Genomic DNA, 20,084 nt, shown 5'->3' on the forward strand with positions numbered 1-20,084 from the left:
CAGCCGCTCAATCCCGGGCCGCCATGTACTTCAGGGCGGCCCGGTAGATGAGCTCCGCGCGGTTCACCGGCCGGAGCTTCCGGAAGATGTTCTTCACGTGCGTCTTCGCCGTCTTCTGCGAAATCTCGAGTTGGGCGGCGATGGACTCGTCGTCGTGGTTCTGGAGCACGTAGCTGGCGACCTCCATCTCCCGCGGGGTGAGCGGCGGGCTCCAGGACGCGGGCACGGGAATGGCGTACTGAATCGCATCGAGCACCAGCGTCCAGAGCCGCCGTCCGTCCCGATCCGGCATCCGGACGAACGTCACCCTCAAGGTCTGGTCCCCACGATGACGCTCCCAGATGTCCGACCCGGACTCCCCTGCATCCGCCAGGCGCACGAGCCAGAGCAGCCACTCCACCCATTCACGAGGAAGACCCGAGGAGCCAAGCTCGGAAGGGGAGAACCAATCCCGCAGCAACGAAGTGACCCGGGCCGTGCGCAGCACCTCCTTGCCCTTCGGGGTCAGCACCAGGCATTCCATGCGCTGCTGTTGGAGGAGCGCCTCCGGGAGCGGGCCGTGCGTCGCCACCCCACTGAACATCCGGCAGTTGCGGACCGTACGGGCCAGGACAGGCGTGACCGATTGCAGGCGCGCCTGTTCCCGCTCGGAGAATTCCATGCGCTGCTCGCGGTAGACCGTCAAACCCCCGTGCCAGTCCTGTCTCATGTCCAGCCTCACCGACATGACGTGCTCCAGGGGAGTGTCCAGCTCACGGCAGAGCTGGTACGACCGGCTGCGCGTCAGCACCTCGCGCGGTGCCATCTGCGAGTCCCGGAGCACCACGTTGGGCTGGTGCACCACCGAGCCCCGCACGAAGTCATCCCCAGCCATCTCGGGATAACGGGCCAGGAACGCCGCCAACCTGTCCGTCATCACCCATTCGTACTCGGAGAACCTGCCCGGTCTGGACACGCACCACGCCGCGTGGTCCGCCGACACGAGCTCGAACATCCATCCCTGGGCCCGGGCCAGTACCACCGGAAGCTCCAGGGAGCTGGCCAGTGACTCCTTCAGCTCGGAGATGAGCGCCCGTTCGCGCGAATCGAGATTCATGGGGTGCTGGTAAGGCTCGAGGAGATCCTTGTCCATCCCTCCCGGGAGGTACGGCATGCCAGGGGCGCCGGAGTGCGCTAGAAGGCGGGCGCCCGTGTCTCGTGGAGGAAGTCCGCATGCGCCGCCGTCCCGCCATCCCGTTGTTCCTCGCCACGCTCACCATGCTGGTGGCCGCCTGTGAGAAGAAGGCGCAGCCCGCACCCACTCCCCCGCCCGCCCCCTCTCAGGCCGCGGCCTCCCCGGGTGAGCCTCCGGCGGAGTCGGACACCGTGCTCCTGGGCCAGGTGGGCAGCCTCACCGGCAGCGAGGCCACCTTCGGCATCTCCGCGCGCAACGGCATCGCCATGGCCGTCGAGGAGGCCAACGCCGCCGGTGGCGTGAAGGGCAAGAAGCTGGCCGTGCGCGTCTACGACAGCCAGGGCAAGCCCGAGGAGGCCGCCCAGGCCGTCACGCGCCTCATCACCCAGGACAAGGTGGCCGTCATCCTGGGCGAGGCCGCTTCGTCCAACTCGATGGCCATGGCCGAGAAGGCCCAGGCGGCCGGCGTGCCGATGATCACCCCCTCGTCCACCAACCCCGCCGTCACCAAGAAGGGCGACTACATCTTCCGCGTCTGCTTCATCGACCCCTTCCAGGGCTTCGTGATGGCGAAGTTCGCTCGCGACAACCTGAAGATGAACCGCGTGGCGGTGCTGCAGGACAACAAGAGCGCGTACTCGGTGGGGCTCACGGACGTGTTCAGCCGGAAGTTCTCCGAGATGGGCGGGACCATCGCCGGCAACGAGAGCTACTCGAAGGGTGACACGGACTTCCGCGCCCAGCTCACCGCCCTCAAGAAGACAAAGCCACAGGCGCTCTTCGTGCCCGGCTACTACACCGACGTGGGCATCATCGCGCGTCAGGCGCGCGAGCTGGGCCTGACGGTTCCGCTGCTCGGCGGCGATGGCTGGGAGTCCGACAAGCTGTTCGAGCTGGGCGGCGAGGCCATCGAGGGCAGCTACTACGCCAACCACTACTCGGTGGACAACCCGGACCCGCGCGTGCAGGGCTTCATCTCCAAGTACAAGGCCGCCTACGGCGCCGTGCCCGACAGCGTGGCGGCTCTGGCCTATGACGCCGCGATGCTCTCCATCGACGCCATGAAGCGCGCGCCGGACCTGTCGGGCGCCTCCATCCGCGATGCGATCGCCTCCACCAAGAACTTCCCGGGCGTGGCCGGCACCATCAACCTCGACGAGAACCGCGATCCCGTGAAGCAGGCCGTCATCCTCAAGGTCGAGGGCGGGAAGACGAAGTTCGTCACCACCGTCGAACCGTAGGCCGCTCCCGTGGGCAGCCCATGGGCCGACGACCCTCACCCTAGCCCTCTCCCAGAGGGAGAGGGGACATACACGGTGGGCCCTGCTTCCCTGGTCTCCGGCCAGCGGCTCGACCACCTGCCAGGTCCCCTCCGGTTCGAGCCGAGTCCTGGCTTGCTCCTGAGGCGCTCCGCCCCACTCTGACTGTGTGGGGGACTCGCCCCCGGTTCATTTCCAGGGAGGAGCGGACGTGCTCAAACACATCCTCGTCGCCATCGATGGCTCGGAGACCTCGCGCAAGGCGGCGCGCTTCGCCCATGACCTGGCGCAGCAGACCAACTCGCGCATCACCCTCCTCTTCGTGCTCGAGCCCCCCCGGGTCGTACCCTTCGGGTTCCTGGACTCGGAGCTCATCTCCGGCCCCCAGCGCACCCCGGAGGAGCTAGACGCCGTGCGGCGCATGCTCGATGAGCTCGCCGCCGATCTGCCCAAGGCCCAGGTGGACAAGGTCGTGGAGATCGGCCGCCCCGCGGACACCATCGTCGCCATGGCCGATAAGCTGGGCGCGGACCACATCGTGGTGGGCGCTCGTGGCCTCAACCCCGGTGGCAAGTGGCTGCTCGGCTCCGTCAGCGATCGCGTCGTCCAGCACGCCGGCCGCCCCGTCACCGTCGTCCACTGACCCGGTGCGTCATCGCACCACGTCATACGCGTGGCTCGTGCACCCGCCTGCACACAGCCGCCAAGTCCGCTTCGCATGCACCTGGGGTGAGCCCCCGCAACCCCACGAAAGTCCGAGCCCAAACATCCGGCACGACACTCGCTAGGCTGTCGGCGCATGAACATCAAAGGGGGAAAGATGATGGGGCAGCGGACTCGGGCCGTCGGGGCAGTCGTCTGGTTGTTGGTCGCGGGTTGTCAGACGCCTGGAGCCGTGGGCTCGGGCGGCATGAGCGCCTCCGACTCGAACTCGAACTCGGGTGACTCCGGCTCTGGCAACTCCGGCAACTCGAACTCGGGCGATTCGAACTCGGGCGACTCCGGCTCTGGCGACTCGAACTCGGGTGACTCCGGCTCTGGCGACTCCGGCAACTCCAGCCAGTCCAACTCGGGCGAGTCCTCCAAGGCCGACTCCAGTCAGTCCAACTCGAGCCAGTCCGAGAGCAGCAAGACCTCGGGCCAGACGAGCGGCGGCTCCTCGAAGTCCTCGGAGGCCTCCTCCCAGAGCTCCGCGGAGAGCTCGAAGACGAGCTCGGAGAGCTCCAAGAGCAGCCAGTCCAACTCCAGCGCGGTGGTCTCCGTCACCACCATCGGCGCCACCGTGGGCGGGTTGGGGCTCCTCATCTGGCAGGCACTGAAGGTCGTTCCCGCCGCGCCCGCTCCGGCGGAGGTGGGCCAGGCCGCCCAGGTGTACCTGCGCGCGCGCACCCACCAACTCCGGGAGGACCTGGCGCTCGGTGCCGGTCCCACCATCGAGGACCTCGCCGCCATGGCGCGCATCCGCCGCGAGAACCTCCGCGTCTTCGGCCGGCTGCTGCGCGAGCACCGCGGGGAGCTGCTCACGCTCGCCGACTCCTCCACACTCACGCCCGAGCGCGCCATCGCCTGGCTCGAGCGCGTGGGTCAGCTCTCGCGCACCGACCCCCGGCTGGATGCGGATCGGCGCGCGTTCCTCGCCTCCTACGGGGTCGTGGAATGAGAGTCCTCCCAGCGCTGGTGGCAGGGCTCCTGATGGCGCTGCCCGCCAGCGCCGAGGAGACGCTCGCGGAGCGTATTCACAGGTTGGAAACGGAGCACGGACTGGTGTTGCGCGCTCCCGCCTCCGAGGACGCCGCGCTCGTGGCGGAGGTGGAGGCCGGGCTCGCCGCGCTCCCTCCCGCGCTGCGCCGTGTTCCCGGCGGACCGCTGGAGCTGGTGCTGCACCCGGATCCGGCGCCGCTCGGCATGGGCAATGAGTCCCCGAGGCGGCCGGAGTGGAGCGAGGGCCGGGAGCGCTTCCACCTCTATGCCTTCGTTCCCACCCAGGAGCGGCGCGCCACGCTGCGCACGGCCCGGCTCACCGACGCGGAGCTGGAACGGCTGTGGCGGCGGCGCGCGGTGGTGCACGCGGTGATGCAGCGCTGGGACGATGCGCGCGGATGGAGCCGCACCGCGCGCTGGCGCCGGCTGGCCGGTTGGCTCGCGCCCTTCGAGCGGCCCCTCACCTTCACCGAGGAGGCACGCCTCTCCTACGAGGGCGCCTTCAGCCGGGCACGCGGGCAGAAGAGCGCGTCGCTGGACCTGGTCACCTTCGCGGAGGAGCTCTTCGTCCCGGTGGAGTCACTCCGTGAGGAGGCGCTCTCCGTGGACGATCGGGTGCGCTGCCAGGAGCTGTCCAGATCACGGGCGCTCGGTGAGCTACTGGAGGCGGACGGGCTGTGGACGCCACCGCCGCGAGGCCACTGCCCCGCCTTCGACACATGGGCGGACGTGGGGAAGCTGTCGCACTTCGAGCTGCTGCTCGCCGTCTCCACGGGCCGGCAGCCCGAGTCGCTCTTCGGCCACCTGCTGATGAGACCCGTGTGGCGCGAGGGCGAGACGCCGCGAGGGCCGAGCTTCGAGGCGGTGGTGCAGCCCGTGGCCCTGACGGGGATGGAGACGGGAGGTCCGAGCTACATCGTGAAGGGGCTGTCCGGAGGCTTCTCGCTGGGCTTCCTCACCGCGACGCGGGGAGACCTGTCGCACGAGACGCTGGAGCTGGAGCAGCGCACCATCCGCCGCTACCGCCTGCGGCTCACCCCGAGCGAGCAGGTGCGGCTGCTGGAGCGCGTCTGGGAGATGGAGCGGCGCGGCTACCTGCCCTACTACTTCTTGACGGACAACTGCGCGAGCGCGCTCCTCTTCCTCGTCAACAGCGCGCTGGAGGGAGACCGGAGGGTGCGCACGCCCGGAGTGCTCTGGGTGCTGCCGAGTGCCACGTTGGATTCGTTCGCCCGGTTGGAAGTGACGGGTCCGGACGGGAAGCGGCAACCGCTCCTGGAGTACGTACCGGATGCGCTCGAGTCCACCGGGGAGCGCGCCTGGAGGGCGCACGAGTCACGCGAGGAAGCGCTCGATGCACTGGCCACGAAGGTGAGTGCCGAGGTGCACACGCGGCTGCGCCTGCTGCACCGGCGCCTCCAATCTCCCGAGCCGGAGAAGCGCCGCGAGGCGTGGTCCCGGGTACCCGCGCTGGTGGAGGCCGCGCTCGCCTCCGTGCCGGAAGCGGAGCGGGAGTCCGTGCGCACGCTGATCCACGCCTATGTCGCCTGGTCGGTCCGGGTGGAGCGCTCGGAGATGGACCGGGCCGAGGACGAGCGGATGAAGGTGGAGCGCAACAGGCTCGTGAAGATTCAAGGGCCGGTGCCCACGCCCCAGGACGGCCTGCGCGAGCGCCAGCAGCTCTTCGAGCGAGAGGACGAGCTGCAGCGGCGGCTCGCGGTGCTCGATCGCATCGCCTATTTCCAGCAGGCGCTGGCCACCGCGCAGCGGCGCGAGCCCACCCGGAACGAGGCCCGCACGCTCGCGCGAGCCGAGGCCGTGGAGGCCACCTTCGTCACCGCCACCGATGTGCAAGGCGAGCTCCACTCCGGGACGCTCTCCGAGGTGGACCCGGTGGACTTCCTCGAGCGCGACCACGCGCGGAAGGTGCGGGAGGAGAGCGAGCTGGCCTCGCGGGCCCTGCCGTACTCGGGCGCGGGGCGGATGTCGGTGGCGCTGGGAATGGACCGGCTCCCCTCGGGACACGCGCGGCCGGTGGTGACCCTGTGGACGTCGGGGCTGAGCGAGGCCATGGGCGAGACGTACCTGCATGGCATCCGGCCCGGGAATGATCTGCGCGTGCTCGATGGAGAGATGCGCGTGGAGCCGAGGCGCGGAGTGCCTCGCGTTCTGGACTCCCGGCTCACCCTGCTGGGCTACCGCACCCTGCTGCGGGAGCCCCCCTGGCACCGGCGCACGCTGTTCGACGAGCTGGGCTGGGGCATGGAGGCGCTGATGGAGACCCGGGAGGCGGGAACGGACCTGCGGTACCGGGCCACCGCCCAGGGCGAGGCGCTCCTGGTGGTGGACGAGGGCACCCACTTCCACCGCTACACCACGCTGGGCGTGGGGGCCCGGACGGGGATGCGTTGGGGTCTGGACGAGCTCGTTCCCGTCGTGGGCCCCCGGCTCACCTTCTCGCAGCGCGTGGGCCTACCCGGCTCGGTGGCCAACGCGGTGCGCCTGGAGGCCGCCTGGTCCCCCCTGTTCATCCTGTCCCGGGGGTTGCGGCACGAGGCGGAGGCCTCGCTCCGGATGGACCTGCTCGTCGGACACTGGGGACGCCGGGGCATCCGGCTCTCACCCCGGGCCCAGGTGCGCTGGGAGGGCACGCTCGACGGCTGGCCCTCGGGCAGGGCCGAGCCGCGCCTGGACCTGGCCGTCGAGCTGATGTGACCTCAGCGCTTCACGCGCTTCATCGTGTCCTGGATGAGGTCCACGTACCGGCGGTTCTTCGGGTTGAGCTTGAAGGCCTTCCGGTACGCGTCCTCGGCCAGCGCCCACTGGGCCTCGCCGCGCGCCGCCTCGCCCGTGAAGAACCACGCCTCCTCGCAACCCGGCTCCTGCTTCACCACGTCCGCCAGCTCCTGCAGCGCCAGCTTGCCGTGGGCCTCCGGCTTCATCAGGTAGCGCGCCCATGCCCGGTACGCCCGGTAGAGCGGCTTCGGCTCGATGTCGCACGCGTACTCGAAGTACTCGAACGCGCCCGCGTAGTTCTCCGCCTTCAGCCGCTTCATCGCCTCGTCGAACTGCGTGGTCGCGTCCAGCAGGTCCGTGCGGATGCGGAACTGCTCCGCCGTCGACGGCCGTCCCGTCCCCGCCTTCTTCTCGCGCGCCGCCTGCCTCCGCTTGCGCCACAGCGCCGCCTGCTCCACCTCCGACAGCGCTCCGTACGCCCGCGCGTACGCCACCAGCAGCGCCTCCGCCTTCTCCTTCAGGTCCGGCGTCTGGAAGCGCAGCGGCGAGAACTTGTCCGCCAGCCCCAGGAACGCCTTGCGCAGCGCCACCGGCTGCGGGTTCTCCGGCACGCCCAGCAGGTCGAAGGGATCCTGGCTCCGGTGCGACAGGAAGGCGCTCAGCAGCGCGTTCTTCACCGCCTCGTCATCATCCGAGAACGGCACGCCCGAGGGCCCCGCCGACGCGAGGGCCGCCGCGTCCACGATCTCCAGGCTGCCCGGCAGCGGCGTCAGCGCGGGGCCCGGCAGCGGCGCCGGAGTCGCGGCCACCGCCGAGGGCGCGGGCTGCGGGCGCTTGTCCACCTCCTCCGCGAAGTCCGCCAGCCCCAGCAGGCAGAAGGCATACAGGCGGCGCAGCGTGGAGTCGGTGTCCAGCCCCGAGCGCTGCATCAGCTCCGGGAAGGTGGGCCGGAAGCGCAGCGCCTGGAACAGCCGCGCGTCCTTCGAGGACAGCTTCGGCCCCTCCACCCCCGGCACCTGCGCGAAGCGCCGGTCATCCGTGAAGGTGAAGTGCGTGGCCACCTCGTCGAAGGGCATCATGCTCGCGATGCCCGTGAGGATGAGCTGCGCCGGATTCATCCGCACGCTGGTGTCCGGCGGCTCGATGTCGGCGATGAGCCGGTAGCGCGCATCCGTCCAGCGGAAGCAGTCCAGCAGGCTCATGGCCATGTTCGCCTGCATCTGCTTGTACAGGTCGAACGGGCTGATGAGCCCCTTCTGCACCAGCAGCCCGCCGATGGCGACGTCCGTCTGCACGCTCTCTGCGAGCGCCTTCTGGTAGTCCACCTCCGACAGCTTCCCCTTCTCCACCAGGAACTTGCCCAGCGTCTCGTGCAGCAGGTTGCTGGAGAACGACACCGGCGCGCCGTCCTCGAAGGTGATGCGCTTCTCGCGCTGGCGGACCTTCAGCTCCAGCGTGCACGTGCGCTCCTCGATGGACAGCGCGTGCAGCAGCAAGGGAAACGGCGTCTCGGCGAGCGCCCCCTCGCGCTGCCTCAGGACCAGGGCCGGGGTGGGAAACATGGAGCCCGCAGCTTAGAGGCCCGCCCCCGCGCCTACCAAGACCTCGTCCTTTTCCGGCGGAAGACCTGGTCAGCGACCGGGCGGCCTCACTCGCCGTCGGCCGCCATCCCCGGGTCGTCGTAGTACCCGTACCCGTCCGGCGAGGGCCCGGGGGCCTGAATCTGGCTGAGGACGGAGAAGCCGAGCGCCAGGACCACCACCAGCGCCACCCCGTAGGCGATGGGACGGCTGGGACGTGCGCGCCAGGCCCACAGCCGCTCGCGCCGGCGCTGGAAACCGGGGGCGGCCACGTACTCCTTCCAGGCCTCCTCTCGCACCAGGGCCCCTTCCCCATCCTTGCCGCTCGCGTCGAGCGCCCGCGCCAGCAGCACCCGCCCCTCCACCGTCCCGGGCCGAGCCGCGCGCAAGCGCTCCAGCGCCTCGATGGCGCCCTTCGTGTCCCCGCGCGCCAGCCGGAAGCGCCCGAGCTCCAGGTCGATGGACCCCATCTGATAGCCGGGGTCCAGCTTCGCGGCCTCCTTCAGCAGCAGCTCGCCCCGGGCCGCGTCCCCCGCGCCCAGGTACGCCACGCCGAGCAGGAACAGCGTCCTCACGTCGTCGTCCCCTGCCTCCAGGTTGGGCTTGAGCACCTCCACCGCCGCCGCGTACCTGCCCCGTCCCAGCCTCAAGTCCGCCAGTTCCACGCGCGCCTGGCGGTCATGCGGGTTGGTCTGCAGCACCCGCTCCAGCTTCGACGCACGCTGCCAGCGACCCAGCGCCCGCAGGGGACTCGGCAGAATCCCCACGGTGTAGCGATCCGCCACAAACACGAAGGCCAGCACCAGCACCGCCGCGAGCAGCGGGCTGCCCGTCACCGCGGAGAGCACCATCCACAGGAACCACGAACTCATGGGCCTCGCGTATATCAGGAGGCCCTGGCTCCGTACTCCCTACACGGAGAGTGTGGCGCGTCAGGCAGGGCGTCTGACGTGTCGGAAGGGCGTCTGACACGTCGGAGAAATCGAGTGGGGTGTGGCGAATCGCCACAGTGGCGGTCCGCCACAGTCCTCCTGCTCGCTCCCCGAGTGGGCGAATCCCGGGTTTCCCCAGGTCGTTCGCACCTGCTCGGGCCGGAATTCGCGCTCCAAGTACGTGCTGTCATATGCTGGACACAATCGCACCTCGTGGCTCCGCGCTTGCATCAGCCACGCGTGAGACCCGTTCAACACCCCACACCGTGGCCCACATGCAACCTTCCCATCCTCAAGCTCCAGCAGTGAGCCGCCTCGCGGCGCTGGCGTATGCGCCGGCCCTGCTGCTCGCTCTCGCCGTGTTGCTGCCGGCCGCCCAGGCCCGCGCGCAACAGACGTGTACCGTCACGAATGACGGTACCAATGGTGGCCAGACCACCACCTATACCAACGACACCATCGCCTGCGGCACCGCGACTGGCTCCAAGACGCAGAACCAACCGCCGTGCCTGCGCTACGAGCGAGACCTGCACGGCAACTTCGCGCTCACCGGCAATACGCTCGCGCAGGACTGCCGGCCCGCGTACCAGACGACTCCCGCGACTCCCACTCCGCTCGTCGGGACCGTCACCAATCCCAACAACTGCTATCTCTACGACAGCTCCCCGGATCTCTTCTGGACGTTGGACGACGCGGGCGGCGCCACCGCCAAGGTCCTCACCACCAGCAACGCGGCGGCGGAGTCGACGACCGCCAGCAGCCAGTCCAATCTCGTGCTGCCCGCGAAGGCCAAGGTGATGTACGCGCGCCTCTACTGGGCGGCCACCCGCTTCAACACCAGCGGCAACGGCGACCAGAAGGCGGAGCCGGACCTCACCGTCAAGCTGTCCCGGCCGGGAGTTGGTGGATTCGCCGAGAGGACCCTCCAGGCCGACGACTGGCACTACGAGTCCACGAGCGCCGGTCACTACCAGTACCAGGCCACGGTGGACATCACGGACCTCGTGAAGGGGTTCGGCGGGGGCATCTTCCGGGTGTCGGACGTGCAGGCGCTGTCGCTGGACCGCAATGGCACCATGTACTCCTTCAGCGGCTGGTGGATGGTCGTCTTCTACGAGGTGGAGGGCGTGACCAAGCGGCACCTGAAGCTGTTCGACGGCATGAAGGTCGTGACGCCGATGGGCCCGGCCACCACGGTCGTCCTCAATGGCTTCTACGTCCCGGACTACGCCGTCGACGCGAAGCTGGGCCTCGTGGCCTTCGAGGGAGAGATGCCGGGTATCGCCGGGCAGGATGACGGCGACTCGTTCTGGTTCAACGGCCAGCGGATCAGCAACGACCTGAACCCCGCGAACGATTTCTTCAACAGCTCGCGCACCTGGACGCGGCAGAAGACCGACGCGGGGACCTACACGACGATCGAGCAGACCGATACGCCGCTCACGGGGCTCGACCCGAAGCCCGATGGAGGGACGCTCAACACGGTCCCGATGAGCAAGACGGGAGATCTGCCCCAGCTCACCGGCACGCCCGGAAGCATGTCGGGCATGGATCTGGACGTGGTGGACGTCACGGTGGCCTACGGTGACAAGTGCGCCGTGACGAAGACCATCAGCCTCAACAGCGGCGGTGACCACTTCTGGCTGGGCGGCTTCATCACCTCCATCACCACCCAGGCCCCGGACTTCACCAACACCATCAAGGAGGTCACCCTCGTCGAGAAGCCGGACGGCACGCCCCGCACGGACGGCACCATCCGCCCAGGCGACACCATCGAGTACACCATCAGCACCACCAACGAGGGCGACGACCACTCCAAGGGCACCGTCCTGACGGACCGCATCCCCGACGCGCTGACCTACGTCCCTGGCACCATCCGGGTCATCCCGGTGGATGCGACCACCTGGAGTTCGAAGACGGACGCGCCGCTCGATGACGTCGCCGAGTACGACGCCCAGACGATCACCATCCGCCTCGGCACGGGCGCCACGGCTACCCAGGGCGGCCGCGTGGCCATGGGGCAGAGCACCAAGGTCTCCTTCAAGGCCAAGGTCCGGAGCGACTACACGGGCAACGTGGACAACCAGGGCTTCATCGAGGCCGGTGGCGAGCTGGGTATCGACCCGGTGAAGACGCCCACCCGCGCTCCGGATGGCGCCGGTCCCACGCGCATCAACGTCGCCATCGTCCCGGTGCCCAAGATCACCACGCCGGCCCATGGCAGCTCCACCAACGACAACACGCCCACGTACTCCGGCACCGCCCTGCCGAACACCACGGTCACCGTGAAGCTCCCGGACGGCACGGTCCTCTGCACCACAACCGCCGATGCCGCCGGCAACTGGACCTGCACCGGGACGAGGAACCTGCCCGAGGGCTCCAACACCATCCAGGTGACGGCCGAGGACGCCAGCCACAACGTGAGCCAGCCGGCCACCAGCACCTTCACGGTGGACACGGTGGCGCCCGCCGCGCCCACCATCACCTCGCCCGCCAACGGCTCCACGATCACCGAGCAGCGCCCGACGTACACCGGCACGGCCGAGCCCAACTCCACGGTCATCGTGGTCGTTGACGGCAAGGAGATCGGCCGCGTGACCGCGAGCTCGACGGGTGGTTGGTCGCTCCCCTCGCCCGACTACCTCACCAACGGCCCGCACACCGTCACCGCGACCTCGATGGACGCGGCCGGCAACACCAGCCCCCAGGCCAGCTCGACGTTCACCGTCGCCGCGACCGCGCCGGAGACCACCCTCACCGGCAAGCCGCCGAACCCCAGCTCGAGCGCCACGGGCACCTTCACGTTCACCTCGCCCACGGCCGGGGCCACCTTCGAGTGCAAGCTCGACGGCGGGAACTGGACGCCGTGCACCAGCGGGCAGAGCTACACGGGCCTGACCGATGGCGACCACACCTTCATGGTGCGGGCGAAGGATCCTGTCAGCGGCAACGTGGACCTCACGCCGGAGACGTACACCTGGAAGATCGTCCGCGACAGCGATAACGACGGCATCCCCGACAGCCTCGAGGACAAGAACAACAACGGCCAGGTCGACCCGGGCGAGACCGACCCGACGAAGACCGACAGCGACAACGACGGCATCCCCGATGGCGTCGAGGACAAGAACCACAACGGCCAGGTCGACCCGGGTGAGACCGACCCGACCAAGACCGACACCGACGGTGACGGCATCCCCGATGGCATCGAGGACAAGAACCACAACGGCCAGGTCGACCCGGGTGAGACCGACCCGACCAAGACCGACACCGATGGCGGCGGCGTGTCCGACGGCGTCGAGGACAAGAACCACAACGGCCAGATCGACCCGGGTGAGACCAATCCGCTCGACCCCGCGGACGACAAGGTGGACAACAAGGACTCGGACGGTGACGGCATCCCCGACTCCATCGAGACGGCTACCGGCACCAACCCGAACGACGCCGACTCCGATGACGACGGCATCACCGACGGCAACGAGGACAAGGACCACGACGGCGTCGTGGACGCGGGCGAGACCAACCCGCGCAACCCCGACACGGACGGCGACGGCATCCAGGACGGCACCGAGTCGGGCCTGACCTCGCCCCAGGGCTCCGGTACCAATACGAGCGTCTTCGTCCCCGACGCGGACCCGAGCACCACGACGAACCCGCTCGACCCCGACACCGATGACGGTGGCGTCAAGGACGGTGACGAGGACAGGAACCACAACGGCCGCATCGACCAGGGCGAGACCAACCCGAACGACCCCAAGGACGACAAGGACACCGACGGTGACGGCGTGCCCGACGTCATCGAGGTCGACCGGGGCCTCGACCCGAACGACTCGGACACCGACAACGACGGCGTCGCCGATGGCCGGGACGGTCTCACCGACACGGACGGGGACGGCCTCATCGACGCGCGTGACCCGGACAGCGACAACGACGGCATCAAGGACGGCACCGAGCTGGGCGTGACGCGAGGCAATGCTCCCGCGGGCACCGACCTCAACTCGCCGGACTTCGTGCCGGACGAGGATCCGTCCACCACCACCAACCCGAAGAACCCCGACACCGACAACGACGGCATCAAGGACGGTGACGAGGACCGCAGCCACAATGGCCGTTTCGACTCTGACGAGACCGACCCGAACGACCTGGACACCGACAAGGACGGCCTCCAGGACGGCGAGGAGGACAGCAACCACAACGGCCACTTCGAGTCCGGCGAGACCGACCCGAGGGACCCCGACACCGACCACGGTGGCGTCAAGGACGGCGACGAGGTGAAGAGCAACCGCAACCCGCTGGACGACATGGACGACCTCATCGTGGCCGGCCGTGGCTGCAGCACCTCGGGTGGCTCGCCCCTGGTGTGGCTGGCGGCGCTGATGCTCGCCGTGCCGCTGATGCGCTCGCGGCGCTCCTCGCGCCGTGGCACCGCGGTGGCCGGCGGGCTGCTGGGCCTCCTGGGTGTCCTGTCCGCTCCGGCGGCGGACGCCCAGGCTCCGGCCTCCTCCCCGCTGTCCCAGTCCGTCGACGTGCAGCGCTACAAGCCCGGCCCCGGTGCCACCGACATCCTCGGTGTCTCCGGCGCCAAGGTGGACGGCCACCTCGGCTGGCACCTGGGGGCCTCGCTCAACTACGCGAGCGACCCGCTGGGCTTCCTCGACCCCCGTCAGGACGACTTCATCTACCAGATCGTCGCCCACCAGGTGACGCTGGACCTGATGGGCTCCATCTCCCTGTGGGAGCGGTTCGAGCTGGGCGTGGCGCTGCCCATCACGTACCAGGCCTCGCAGAGCGACGGCACCTCTCCCGTGCCGGCCCTCCAGAGTGGCGTGACCGGCGCCGGCCTGGGTGACGTGCGGCTGGTGCCCAAGGCGCACCTGCTGTCGGCGGGCCGGTTCGACCTGGGTGTCGTCGTCCCCGTGCTGTTTCCCAGCGCGGGCGGCAAGGCCTTTCGCGGCAGCTCGAGCGTGAGTGCCCGGCCCCAGCTCATCGCCGAGTGGGGCAACGAGAACGGCCTGCGGCTGGTGGCCAACGTCGGCGCCAACCTCCAACGCGCGGAGCAGGTGCGCAACCTGCGCACGGGCAACGAGCTGATGTACGCGGTGGGCGCCCAGGTGCCCCTGTCCGAGAAGCTCGCGCTCCGGGCCAACCTCGCCGGCGCGTTCGGGCTGAAGGACCAGGACATGGAGGAGCGTCCGCTGGAGTTCCTCGCGGCGGTGCAGTACCGCATCAATCCGGGACTGGCGGCCCACGTGGGCGGTGGCCCGGGCATCACCCGTGGCTACGGCACGCCGGGCTTCCGCGTCTTCGCCGGCATCGACTGGACGCAGCCCGGTGAGCACGCCCCGCCCCCTCCCGCCAACGCGGATGGGGATGTGCTCGCGGACGACCAGGACAAGTGCCCCACCGGCGCCGAGGACGTGGACGGCTTCGAGGACGAGGACGGCTGCCCCGACCCCGACAACGACGGGGACGGCATCCTCGACACGCAGGACAAGTGCCCCCTCCAGCCCGAGACGAAGAACGGCTTCCAGGACGACGACGGCTGCCCGGACGAGGTCCCGCCTCCGCCGCCCGTGGACTCGGACAAGGACGGCCTCATGGACGACAAGGACAAGTGCCCCAGCGCCGCCGAGGACGCGGATGGCTTCCAGGACACCGACGGCTGCCCGGATCCGGACAACGACAAGGACGGCGTGGCGGACTGGGAGGACCAGTGCCCCAACCAGCCCGAGGTCATCAACGGCGTGAAGGACGAGGACGGCTGCCCCGACGAGGGCAAGTCCAAGGTGCGCCTGGAGGCCAAGCGCATCGTCATCCTGGAGAAGGTCTACTTCGCCACGGGCAAGGACGTCATCCTCGCCAAGTCCTTCGACCTGCTGAATCAGGTGGCGTCGGTGCTCAAGGCCAACCCGCAGATCGAGAAGCTGCGCGTGGAGGGCCACACGGACGACCAGGGCAACGACGCCAGCAACCTGAAGCTGTCGCAGCGCCGCGCGAACAACGTGCGCGCCTTCCTCCTGCGTGAGGGCATCGCCGCGGATCGCCTCGAGGCAGTGGGCTACGGGGAGACGAAGCCCGTGGACACCAACAAGACGGCGGCCGGCCGCGAGAACAACCGCCGCGTGGAGTTCAACATCCTGAAGGTGGCTGGCGAGGAGAGCGGGCAGACCCCGTAACCCCGTCACGAGGTCCCCGGCACACAGCCGGAGAGAAGCGGCGCGAGCAGGCAACCGACCTGCTCGCGCCGTCTCCGTTTCAAGTCCCCTCTCCCTCTGGGAGAGGGTTAGGGTGAGGGTCTTCACCCGAGGCAAGCATCGTGTCCTGTCCCCCTCCCGCCCCCCGTCGACTCCTGGTTCCCCTGCTCGTCCCACTGCTGCTGGCGGCCACACCTCCCGCTCCGGCCACGCCGGCCCCGCCCCGCCTGGATGACGCGGTGCCCGACACCTTCTCGGGCGTGGAGCGCGTGGTGGCGGTGGGAGACGTGCACGGCGACGTGGACGCGCTGAAGGAAGTGCTGCGGCTGGCAGGCCTGCTCGACGACAAGGGGCACTGGAGTGGCGGCAAGGCGCACCTGGTGCAGACGGGGGACATCCCGGATCGCGGGGAGAAGACCCGCGAGGCCTTCGAGCTGCTGATGCGGCTGGAGGGCGAGGCGCAAGCGGCGGGCGGCCGGGTGCACGCGCTGCTGGGCAACCACGAGGTGATGAACATGCTCGGGGACCTGCGCTACGTCTCCCCGGGCGAGCTGGCCTCGTTCGCGGACCAGGCCACCGGGCCGGAGACGTCCGGCTCGCCGCGCGGGTTCGATGGACATCGCGCGGCGTACGGGCCGACGGGACGCTACGGCCAGTGGCTGCGCCGGCACCCCGCGGTGGTGCGCATCGACGACACGCTCTTCGTGCACGGAGGAGTCTCGCCGGAGGTACCGGCGAAGACCCTGGCCGAGCTCAACCGCTGGGTGAGGCAGGACCTGTTCCCCGGAAACCCACCCGGCGGCGCGGCGAATCCGCAGGGGCCGCTGTGGTTCCGCGGCTACGCGCTGGGCGAGGAGCAGGGCGCGGGGCTCGCGCTCGACGAGGTGCTGAAGCGGTTCGGCGCGAAGCGGATGGTGATGGGGCACACCACGGACCGCGATGGAAAGGTCCGCACGCGCTTCGGAGGAAAGGCGGTGTTCATCGACACCGGCCTGAGCACCGGCTACGGCCGCCATCTCGCCGCGCTGGAGCTTCGCGGTGGCAAGGTCACCGCCCTCTACCGAGAGGGACGCGTGGAGTTGGTGACGCCCGTGCCGCCCCCGCTCCCGATCGCTCCCAAGCAGACCGTCCCACGCGGGCAGGTCAGCCCCTGACGCCGCGCAGGTCTCCGTGCACGGCGAGCCAGATGCACGGAGGCTCGTGTGAGGTCCACTCCACGCGGTGCCGCTCGTGGGCGGGGAGGAAGACGTAATCGCCCGGAGCGAGCTCGCGGGTCCGGCCATCCTCCCAGGCGAGCTTCGCGCGTCCCTGAAGGAGGACGACCCACTCGTCCCGCTCCTGGTCGTACCAGTGACCAGGAGGTGAGGCCTGTCCCCTGGAGACGATGCGCTCGATGAGGACGCCCCTGTCCGGCAGGAGCGGCTCGAAGGTCTCCTCCTCCGGCAACGGATTCGGGAGCGCGAACAGGTTGTCCATGCGGGTTCCTCCTCCCCTCGAACGCGGGTCCACTCACTATAGGAGCCGCGCGCTGATGGTGCTGTGCACGTCCGCGCCCGCGTCGGTGAGCACGAGCCGCCGGCCCTCGAGCCTCGCCAGCCCGTGCTGGACCAGCCGCGCCACCTCGGCCCGGCGCGGCTCCGGATCCTGGCCGTGGAGCGCGCACACCGCCTCCCAGTCCACGCCGGAGCGCAGCCGCAGTCCCATGGCCAACCGCTCCTCGAAGAGCTCCTGGGGGCCCAGCTCCTCGCGGCTGGACTCCGGTAGCTTCCCCTCTTCCGCCGCCCGCATGTACGCGTCCGAGCCGCGCAGGTCCACGTAGCGGTAGCCCGAGGGCCGCTCACCCGGCCTGGACGTGAGCAACATCCCCGTGGCCCCCACGCCCAGCGCGAGGTACTCGCCCCCCGTCCAGTAGAGCGCGTTGTGCCGTGAGTTGAACCCCGGCCTCGCGTGGTTGGAGATCTCATAGCGCCGCAGTCCGCGCGCGGCGTAGGCCTCGTGGATGGCCTTCGTCATCTCCACCACCTCCTCGTCCGGAGGCAGCGCCAGCTCCCCCTTGTCGAGCTGCCTCGACAGGGGCGTGGCCACCGCCAGCGACTCGCGCTCCACCGTCAGCGCGTAGGTGGACAGGTGCTCGGGCTCCAGCGCCGCGGCCTGGCGTGCGTCCGCCTCCACCTGCGCCCGCGTCTGCCCGTGCACGCCATAGATGAAGTCCATGGACACCACGTCGAAGCCCGCCCGCCGCGCCGTCTCGTACGCCGCCACCGCCTGTGCGCCGGTGTGCTCGCGCCCCAGCGCCTTCAGCGTCTCGTCCTGGAAGGACTGCACGCCCAGCGACAGCCGGTTGACTCCGGCCGCGCGGTAGCCCGCGAAGCGCTCGGCGTCCGCGACACTCGGGTTGGCCTCCAGGGAGATCTCCGCGCCCGGCGCCACCGTCAGCCGCGCCGCCACGCCCTCCAGCACGTGCGCCACCCAGCGCGGGTGCCAGAGGGACGGCGTGCCACCCCCGAGGAAGATGGACTCCAACGTCCGTCCTCGCAGCGAGGGCTCCGCCGCCAGCCGCGTGTCCAGCTCCGCCAGCACCGCGCGCGCGTAGCGCTCCTCCGGCACCTGCCGCACCACCGCCACCGCGAAATCGCAATACGGGCACTTCGACAGGCAGTACGGAAAGTGCACGTACAGCCCGAACCGCGCCGCCGGTGTCCCGGTGAGAGGATCAATGGGGCCCGCGAAGTCCATCTCGCGCTACTTCGCCCCGCGCAGCTGCGCGAGCTGCGCCTCCAGCCGCGCCAGCTTCATCTTGTAGCTGGCCGCCGTCTCCAGGGCCGTCTCCGCCGCCATCAGCTTGCGCTTCATCGCCGCCACGTCCTCCTTGAGCTGATCGCGCTCGGCCACCAGCTCGGCGCTCGCCCCGGACTCCTCGCGCTTCGCCCGCTCCTCCTCCAGCAATGACTCCAGCTCGGACACCCGGAGCTCCAGCGGCTGGCGTGCCAGGGCCTCCGCCTCCGGGGCCTGCGTCTTTCCCCGCGAGGCCTCCAGCGCGCCCTCCAGCATCGTCACCCGCTGCCGCAGCCGCAGCACCTGCTCCTCGGCCTCCAGGGCCCGGCGCTCGGCGTCCACCTCCTCCACCTCCAGCTCCTCCTCCGCCTCGCTCGACTCCCGCTGCCGCGCCTCCTCCCGCGCCCGGCCCAGCTCCGCCTCCACATCCGCCAGCGCCCGCGCGAGGTCCTGCCGGTCCGACTCCAGCGTCTTCAGCTCGGCCTCCAGCTCGACCACCCGAGACTGGGCCGCCGTCGTGTACTCCGCCTCTTCCCGCGCCTGCTCCTGCACGCGCGCCAGCTCCGCCTCCACGTCCGCCAGCGAACGGGAGAGATCCTTGCGGTCCGCCTCCGCCGTCTCGAACTCGGCCCGCAGCGACGCCACCTGCGTCTCGGCCTGCTCCGCCGCCTCGCCCAGCGCGGCCGCGTCCGCCTCCATCCGGTCGCGCAGCCGCACCACCTCGGCCTCGCTCGCCGCCAGTGACTCCCTCAGCGACGCGAGCTCCGCTTCCGCGGCCTCCAGCCCGGCCAGGTTCGCCTGGTACTGCTCGCGCACGGCCTCCAGCGCCCCCTGCATCTCGGCGCGCTCGGCGGCCAGCTCCCCCACCCGGTCCTGCGCCAGCGACAGGGCCTCCTTGGCCCCCACCAGCTCCTCGGCGATGGAGCCGCGCGAGCTCCGCTCGTGTTGCAGCTCCCCGGTGACGCGCGACAGCTCCGCCTCCACCTCGGCCAGCGAGCGCGACAGGTCCTTGCGATCCTCCTCCACCAACTGCAGCTCGCCCTGGAGCTCCGCCACCTTCGCCTCGGCCGCCGCCGTGCGCGCCGACTCGCGGGCCAGCGCCGCCGAGGCCTGCTCCAGCCTCGCGGGCAGCTCCTTCACCCCGGCGAGCTGATCCTGTGCCTCCATCAGCTGCTTGCGCAGCGTGGCCTCGGAGACGCGCAGCGACTGGAGCTCGGCCTCGCGCTCCTCGTACAACGCCCGCGCGCGGGCCAGCGTCTCCGTCTTCTGCTTCACCACCGCGCGGAAGTGCTCGAGCTTCTCCTCTGGCGCGCTGCCCAGGGGCATGCGCGGCTCGGGCGGCTCGGAGAAGGGGTCCGCCGAGCCCACCGGACGGGCCGTGGCGGCGGGGGGCTCGGAGGCCCGGGAGGAGCCCTGCACGGACGGCAGGGACATGGCGGGTCTGAAGGCGGCCGGAGTGGCGGCCGAGCCCTTGCGCGGCGGCAACGGCGGAGGCACGGACGGGGCCTGCGGACGCACGGACGTGGAGGCCGAGGACCCGGCCACCTCCTCTTCCAGGCTGTCACGCAGCTCCGCGAGCGGATCCATCTCCTCTGACGACCCCATCCCGCCGAGGTTAACGTCCACGAGCCCTCTTCTCCAGCGACCTCCACGGCTCGCGCGCACCCCGCCCTCCCGGCTGGTTTCCAGGCTCACAACAGGGTCGCGGTGGAGCCCCCCGGGCGTTAGGGACTGGG

The 20,084-nt window shown here is 70.2% G+C and carries 14 protein-coding genes; 6 read left to right on the top strand and 8 right to left on the bottom strand.

Annotation, left to right across the window (positions count from 1 at the left end; all coding sequences use genetic code 11):
- Positions 1–7: 7 nt before the first annotated feature.
- Positions 8–1,096, bottom strand: a complete 1,089-nt coding sequence (locus JRI60_RS42695) for a response regulator transcription factor (protein ID WP_204221810.1) — start codon at positions 1,094–1,096, stop codon at positions 8–10.
- A gap of 116 nt (positions 1,097–1,212) precedes the next feature.
- On the opposite strand from JRI60_RS42695, the gene JRI60_RS42700 reads away from it, so the two are divergent.
- Positions 1,213–2,415 carry an ABC transporter substrate-binding protein gene (locus JRI60_RS42700; protein WP_204221811.1) on the top strand — a complete coding sequence of 401 codons (1,203 nt, stop codon included), beginning with the start codon at positions 1,213–1,215 and terminating at the stop codon, positions 2,413–2,415.
- A 229-nt stretch (positions 2,416–2,644) separates the two neighbouring features.
- Positions 2,645–3,076: a universal stress protein gene (locus JRI60_RS42705; protein ID WP_204221812.1), complete on the top strand. Its 432-nt coding sequence runs from the start codon at positions 2,645–2,647 to the stop codon at positions 3,074–3,076.
- A 236-nt stretch (positions 3,077–3,312) separates the two neighbouring features.
- On the opposite strand, the gene JRI60_RS42710 is transcribed toward JRI60_RS42705, so the two are convergent.
- Positions 3,313–3,519 carry a hypothetical protein gene (locus tag JRI60_RS42710; RefSeq protein WP_204221813.1) on the bottom strand — a complete coding sequence of 69 codons (207 nt, stop codon included), beginning with the start codon at positions 3,517–3,519 and terminating at the stop codon, positions 3,313–3,315.
- Positions 3,520–3,531: 12 nt separating this feature from the next.
- Positions 3,532–3,738 (bottom strand): hypothetical protein, encoded by a 207-nt coding sequence (locus JRI60_RS42715; protein WP_204229496.1) that lies wholly within the window; start codon positions 3,736–3,738, stop codon positions 3,532–3,534.
- On the opposite strand from JRI60_RS42715, the gene JRI60_RS42720 reads away from it, so the two are divergent.
- Positions 3,716–4,093 (top strand): hypothetical protein, encoded by a 378-nt coding sequence (locus JRI60_RS42720; RefSeq protein WP_239470057.1) that lies wholly within the window; start codon positions 3,716–3,718, stop codon positions 4,091–4,093. The two genes, JRI60_RS42715 and JRI60_RS42720, sit on opposite strands and share 23 nt — an antisense overlap.
- On the top strand, positions 4,090–6,849 hold the full coding sequence (locus JRI60_RS42725) for a DUF4105 domain-containing protein (protein ID WP_204221815.1): 2,760 nt from the start codon (positions 4,090–4,092) through the stop codon (positions 6,847–6,849). The genes JRI60_RS42720 and JRI60_RS42725 overlap by 4 nt, the downstream gene beginning before the upstream one ends.
- Positions 6,850–6,851: 2 nt before the next feature.
- Here the strand turns inward: JRI60_RS42725 and JRI60_RS42730 are convergent, their stop codons facing one another.
- Both JRI60_RS42730 and JRI60_RS42735 read right to left on the bottom strand, forming a co-directional pair.
- Entirely contained in the window at positions 6,852–8,432 is a 1,581-nt protein-coding gene (locus JRI60_RS42730) for a DUF4388 domain-containing protein (RefSeq protein WP_204221816.1), read from the bottom strand.
- An 86-nt stretch (positions 8,433–8,518) separates the two neighbouring features.
- Positions 8,519–9,322 carry a tetratricopeptide repeat protein gene (locus JRI60_RS42735; RefSeq protein WP_204221817.1) on the bottom strand — a complete coding sequence of 268 codons (804 nt, stop codon included), beginning with the start codon at positions 9,320–9,322 and terminating at the stop codon, positions 8,519–8,521.
- A gap of 365 nt (positions 9,323–9,687) precedes the next feature.
- Between JRI60_RS42735 and JRI60_RS42740 the strand changes: the two genes are divergently transcribed.
- Both JRI60_RS42740 and JRI60_RS42745 read left to right on the top strand, forming a co-directional pair.
- Positions 9,688–15,555 carry an Ig-like domain-containing protein gene (locus JRI60_RS42740; protein ID WP_204221818.1) on the top strand — a complete coding sequence of 1,956 codons (5,868 nt, stop codon included), beginning with the start codon at positions 9,688–9,690 and terminating at the stop codon, positions 15,553–15,555.
- A 140-nt stretch (positions 15,556–15,695) separates the two neighbouring features.
- Positions 15,696–16,727, top strand: a complete 1,032-nt coding sequence (locus JRI60_RS42745; protein ID WP_239470058.1) for a metallophosphoesterase — start codon at positions 15,696–15,698, stop codon at positions 16,725–16,727.
- On the opposite strand, the gene JRI60_RS42750 is transcribed toward JRI60_RS42745, so the two are convergent.
- Genes JRI60_RS42750 through JRI60_RS54785 form a run of 3 tightly spaced genes read right to left on the bottom strand, consistent with a single transcriptional unit; the run spans position 16,717 to position 19,953 of the window.
- Positions 16,717–17,049 (bottom strand): cupin domain-containing protein, encoded by a 333-nt coding sequence (locus JRI60_RS42750; RefSeq protein ID WP_204221819.1) that lies wholly within the window; start codon positions 17,047–17,049, stop codon positions 16,717–16,719. The two genes, JRI60_RS42745 and JRI60_RS42750, sit on opposite strands and share 11 nt — an antisense overlap.
- 36 nt (positions 17,050–17,085) lie before the next feature.
- Entirely contained in the window at positions 17,086–18,309 is a 1,224-nt protein-coding gene (gene hemW, locus JRI60_RS42755; protein WP_204221820.1) for a radical SAM family heme chaperone HemW, read from the bottom strand.
- Positions 18,310–18,315: 6 nt separating this feature from the next.
- Complete coding sequence (locus JRI60_RS54785; protein WP_204221821.1) at positions 18,316–19,953, bottom strand: gliding motility protein; 1,638 nt, start codon at positions 19,951–19,953, stop codon at positions 18,316–18,318.
- Between the last annotated feature and the right edge of the window lie 131 nt (positions 19,954–20,084).

The organism is Archangium violaceum (assembly GCF_016887565.1).
Taxonomy (GTDB): domain Bacteria; phylum Myxococcota; class Myxococcia; order Myxococcales; family Myxococcaceae; genus Archangium; species Archangium violaceum_B.

Excerpts from the sequence above, each read along its gene's own strand:
- JRI60_RS42700 (WP_204221811.1), top strand. The coding sequence starts at position 1,213 with ATGCGCCGCCGTCCCGCCATCCCGTTGTTCCTCGCCACGCTCACCATG.
- JRI60_RS42695 (WP_204221810.1), bottom strand. The coding sequence starts at position 1,096 with ATGAATCTCGATTCGCGCGAACGGGCGCTCATCTCCGAGCTGAAGGAG.
- JRI60_RS42735 (WP_204221817.1), bottom strand. The coding sequence starts at position 9,322 with ATGAGTTCGTGGTTCCTGTGGATGGTGCTCTCCGCGGTGACGGGCAGC.
- hemW (WP_204221820.1), bottom strand. The coding sequence starts at position 18,309 with ATGGACTTCGCGGGCCCCATTGATCCTCTCACCGGGACACCGGCGGCG.
- JRI60_RS42750 (WP_204221819.1), bottom strand. The coding sequence starts at position 17,049 with ATGGACAACCTGTTCGCGCTCCCGAATCCGTTGCCGGAGGAGGAGACC.
- JRI60_RS54785 (WP_204221821.1), bottom strand. The coding sequence starts at position 19,953 with ATGGGGTCGTCAGAGGAGATGGATCCGCTCGCGGAGCTGCGTGACAGC.
- JRI60_RS42725 (WP_204221815.1), top strand. The coding sequence starts at position 4,090 with ATGAGAGTCCTCCCAGCGCTGGTGGCAGGGCTCCTGATGGCGCTGCCC.
- JRI60_RS42730 (WP_204221816.1), bottom strand. The coding sequence starts at position 8,432 with ATGTTTCCCACCCCGGCCCTGGTCCTGAGGCAGCGCGAGGGGGCGCTC.
- JRI60_RS42715 (WP_204229496.1), bottom strand. The coding sequence starts at position 3,738 with ATGAGGAGCCCCAACCCGCCCACGGTGGCGCCGATGGTGGTGACGGAG.